The organism is Spirosoma jeollabukense (assembly GCF_054777855.1).
This window is the reverse complement of sequence record NZ_BAAHAD010000055.1, coordinates 1-1,294: the sequence shown is the minus strand read 5'-3', so window position 1 is coordinate 1,294 and position 1,294 is coordinate 1. Positions and strand designations below refer to the sequence as shown.

At 44.5% G+C, this 1,294-nt stretch carries 1 protein-coding gene; it reads right to left on the bottom strand.

Annotated features, from left to right (window positions below; all coding sequences use genetic code 11):
• Positions 1–20 precede the first annotated feature (20 nt).
• A complete protein-coding gene (locus ACYVEA_RS34445) occupies positions 21–1,031 on the bottom strand; it encodes an IS110 family RNA-guided transposase (protein ID WP_461117898.1) in 1,011 nt (336 codons plus the stop codon).
• Between the last annotated feature and the right edge of the window lie 263 nt (positions 1,032–1,294).

Here is a 1,294-nt window from a genome sequence, read left to right as displayed (position 1 = left end):
ATCGGACCGATTTCTATGATTCAAACAACAACGGGGAAATAAAAATCTTTATATTTTTCCCTCCTTTGGACACAGGCATAAACGCGATGGATTAGTTTGTTACAGACGTTGTTAATAACTAACATTTCGTTTTTGCCTTCGGTCGTTTTTCGTGTGTAGTAAGCTTTAAGTTCTTGGGAGTGCTGGATGGCTGACATGGCCCCGTTGTGCAACAGCGCTTTTAGGGGCTTGTTGGCTTTATTACTGGTTTTAGCTTTGCCCCGGTATTGACCCGACGAATAGACAAAAGGTACCACTCCCGCATGACAAGCCAACTTCTTAGGGTCAGTGATGGATTTGAATTCATTTGTAATGATCAGCAGTTCGGTGGCGATGGCTGGGCCCACCCCCTTGACCGACTGGACATACTCATACAGCTCCTTTAAATAAGGGTCGCTAGTAATAAGCTCAGTAATATCGGCCTGGATTTGTTTGATATCTTTACCAAGAGCATCTAAGCTTTTCTGACATGCCTTCTTCTGAGCGCTATGATCTTTCTTGGCGATGAAACCATCCGAATCGGTCAATGGAGACTGAAGCATCTTACGCACCTTGACCAGCCGATTGCGAGTGGCTGTTAACCGATCCAGTTGTTGAATAACTTCCCGTTTGGGCGTCCAGAGACGGGCTTCCTCCCGATTCTTGTATGCATATAAAGCAATTCGTTGTGCATCGACTTTGTCATTTTTCCCCCGAATCATGCCCAAGCTTTCTTTAATATGAATGGGGTGTTCCACCCATAGGTTGACCTGTTTGTGCTGGAAGAAATTCAGTAAGTGATTATTATAGATCCCCGTATGCTCCATGCAATACAGACTATTACTAAAAGTTGCCTGCAGGTGTTGTTGCTGTAACTGACTGACAAAGCTTTCAATGCCCTTAGCATCATTCGGTGATTGATAGTGGAATAACAACTTACCCGCGATGACAACGGCCCAATCCAGCGTAGCTTTAGAGATGTCAATACCGATAAAAACCGTAAGATTTTCCATATTTTTGAATCAGTTAATGATAGTAAATAAGCCAGTAGCCTGTTGCACACTCAATACCTTGCTCATGGGTCATTAGCCCGAATTTCTATCTGAGTCTTATGCTTCAGTAGTCCAGTGGGGTCCTGAATCGATCCATGAGTCGCCAACTCAGCCGAAGACGGTAGGGCATCCCCACTGGCACTGGTTTACTCTCATTCTGAGAGCTTTCCAAGGTAGGACATTCTTGGAATTTTACACTGGCTCAAATCTAAAGGCCGAAGCGG

Excerpts from the sequence above, each read along its gene's own strand:
- ACYVEA_RS34445 (WP_461117898.1), bottom strand. The coding sequence starts at position 1,031 with ATGGAAAATCTTACGGTTTTTATCGGTATTGACATCTCTAAAGCTACG.